Annotated in this window: 3 protein-coding genes; all 3 read left to right on the top strand. The window is 66.0% G+C overall.

Annotated elements, in window-relative coordinates:
• On the top strand, positions 1-180 hold a 180-nt coding region (locus tag WA317_RS08665), incomplete at its 5' end, for a WXG100 family type VII secretion target (RefSeq protein ID WP_425172641.1).
• A gap of 94 nt (positions 181-274) precedes the next feature.
• Positions 275-1,180, top strand: coding sequence for an ESX secretion-associated protein EspG (locus tag WA317_RS08660; protein WP_425172640.1), 906 nt, complete (start codon positions 275-277; stop codon positions 1,178-1,180).
• Positions 1,181-1,362: 182 nt separating this feature from the next.
• A partial coding sequence (gene eccD, locus WA317_RS08655) for a type VII secretion integral membrane protein EccD (protein WP_425172639.1) occupies positions 1,363-2,846 on the top strand: 1,484 nt, incomplete at its 3' end.

The raw sequence follows: 2,846 nt of genomic DNA, 5'->3' as shown, positions 1-2,846 counted from the left end.
CTGGCTGCCGGTGACTTCTGGGGCGGCTCGGGTTCGGTGGCCTGCCAGGAGTTCATCACCCAGTTGGGCCGCAACTTCCAGGTCATCTACGAGCAGGCCAACTCCCACGGCCAAAAAGTGCAGTCGGCCGGCTCCAACATGGCCAGCACCGACAGCGCCGTCGGCAGCAGCTGGGCCTGATCCCTACCCCAGGCGCGGTAGCACACCTAAACTAATTGGTGTGCTACCGCGTCCTGCGGTATGTGCTTCACCCGAACTGTTATGAGAATTGGTGATGGATCAACAAACCCGCACTGACGTCACGGTCAACGTCGAAGGCTTCTGGATGCTGCAGGCGTTGCTGGATATCCGCCACGTGGCACCGGAACTGCGGTGCCGGCCATTCGTAGCGACTGATTCGAGCGACTGGCTTTATCAGCATCCCGGCATGGCGGTGATGCGCGAACAGGGCATCGTGGTCGAAGAAGACGTCAACGAGCACATCGCCGCTCGCATGCGGGTGCTCGCGGCGCCTGACCTCGAGGTCATAGCGCTGCTGTCGCGGGGAAAGCTGCGCTACGGCGTTCCCGACGAGGAAGAAGAGCCGCAGCAGGTGGGGTCGCGCGACATTCCGGAGAACGAGTTCCGGGTGGTGCTGGCACGGCGAGGCACCCACTGGGTCTCGGCCGTCCGAGTCGGCAACGAGATCACGGTCGACGATGTGGCGGTCACCGATTCCGCCTCGATCGCGGCACTGGCCTTCGACGGACTGGAGTCGATCCACCACGCGGACCCGGCCCAGATCAACGCGGTCAACGTGCCGCTGGACGAGATGCTGGAAGCCACCAAAGCGTGGCAGAACGCCGGCTTCAACGTCTTCTCCGGCGGCGACCTGCGGCGACTGGGCATCAGCGCGGCCACCGTCGCCGCGCTGGGGCAGGCATTGGCCGAGCCGCAAGCTGAAGCGGCCGTTTACGCGCGGCAGTATCGCGACGACGCGAAAGGTCCGAGCGCGTCGGTGCTGTCGCTGAAGGACGGCTCCGGCGGCCGCATCGCGATGTACCAGCAGGCTCGTACAGCGGGTTCGGGGGAGACCTGGCTGGCCATCTGTCCGGCCACACCGCAGCTGGTCCAAGTAGGGGTGAAGACGGTATTAGACACACTGCCCTACGGCGAGTGGAAAACGCATCGAAGAGTTTAACGCTTCGTGGCGAAATGCCGACGCAACAAAGCTTTTAACAAAACTCTCGCTCGAGATGCGAGCGGCCGATATTGCCCTAGAATAAGGCCCGAGATTTCCCCCGACAGCACAATTCACAATTGCGAGGCGAGGCACATGGACACCGAATTCATCGGAACCGGCACCGTTGAGGTGGTGACACAGTGACCGCGGTAGTCGAGGTGCCGCAGCCTGGGTCCGAAGCCGTATCAACCTCTCGGGCGGCCGTAGTCAGCATCATCGCCGGCGAAGGCGTGCAGATCGGCGTCCTGCTGGACGCTGCCGCTCCGGTGTCGGTGATGATCGACCCGCTGCTCAAAGTCGTCAACAGCCGGTTGCGTGAGCTCGGTCTGGCCGTCCTCGAGGCGCACGGGCGAGGCCGGTGGGCGCTGTGCCTGGTCGACGGCACTCCGCTGCGGGCCACGCAGTCGCTGACCGAGCAGGACGTCTACGACGGCGACCGGCTGTGGCTGAGGTTCCTCGAAGACACCGAGCACCGCTCACAGGTCATCGAGCACATATCGACGGCGGTGGCGACCAACCTCGGCAAGCGCTTCGCACCGATCGACCCAGTAACCGCGGTGCAGGTCGGTGCCACGATGGTGGCAACCGGAGTGCTGCTGGCCAGCGCTGCGCTGGGCTGGTGGCGCTTCCACAGTGACTCCTGGCTGTCCGCCGCCCTATCCGCGGTCATCACGGTGCTGGTGTTCGCGGTCGCGACGCTCATCCTGCTGCGAGCCGACTCTGTGCCGGAACGGCGAGTCGGCGACCTCATCCTGTTGAGCGGTCTGGCGCCGCTGGCCGTGATGGCGGCGTCGGTTCCGCCCGGGCCAGTCGGTGCGCCCAGCGGGGTGCTGGGCTTCGGGGTCCTCGGCGTCTTCGCCCTGATTCTGCTGCGCTTCACCGGACGTCGGCTGGGCATGTACACCGCCTTGGTGACCGTCAGCATTGTCGCGACGCTGGCCTACCTGGCGCGGATGCTGCTGGGGACCGGCGTGGTGACCTTGCTGAGCACGGTGCTGTTGGTTGCCGTGCTGGCCTACCACGGCGCTCCGGCGCTGTCCCGCTGGCTGTCGGGCATCCGGCTGCCCGTGTTCCCGTCCGCCACCAGTCGCTGGGTGTTCGAGGCCCGGCCCGATCTGCCGACCACGGTCGCGGTGTCCGGTGGCGGCTCGCCCACCCTGGAAGGACCGTCGTCGGTGCGTGAGGTCGTGCTGCGCGCCGAACGAGCGCGGTCATTCCTGACTGGCTTACTGGTGGGCTTGGGCGTGCTGGTGGTTGTGTGCACCACCGGGCTGTCCGACCCGCACACCGGGCAGCGGTGGCTGCCGCTGCTGCTGGCTGGATTCACCGCTGGCTTCCTGATGCTGCGCGGCCGCTCTTACATCGACCGTTGGCAGGCGATCACGCTGGCGGTGACGGCGGTGCTGATCGTCGCGGCGGTGGTCGGGCGGTACGTGCTGGAGCTGCACTCGCCGATCGCGGTTGCCGTCGGAGCGGCGATCCTGGTTCTGTTGCCCGCGGCGGGTCTGACCGCTGCCGCGGTGGTGCCCAACACCATTTACAGCCCGTTGTTCCGCAAGTTCGTGGAGCAGATCGAGTACCTCTGCTTGATGCCGATCTTCCCGCTGGCCTTGTGGTTGATGAA

It is taken from the genome of Mycobacterium sp. (assembly GCF_049802695.1).
Lineage (GTDB): Bacteria > Actinomycetota > Actinomycetes > Mycobacteriales > Mycobacteriaceae > Mycobacterium.
The sequence above is the reverse complement of the archived record's forward strand: the minus strand, read 5'-3'. Positions and strand labels throughout refer to the sequence as shown.

Bases quoted from the DNA above. Each gene is read 5' to 3' on its own strand.
- WA317_RS08660 (WP_425172640.1), top strand. From the start codon at position 275: ATGGATCAACAAACCCGCACTGACGTCACGGTCAACGTCGAAGGCTTC.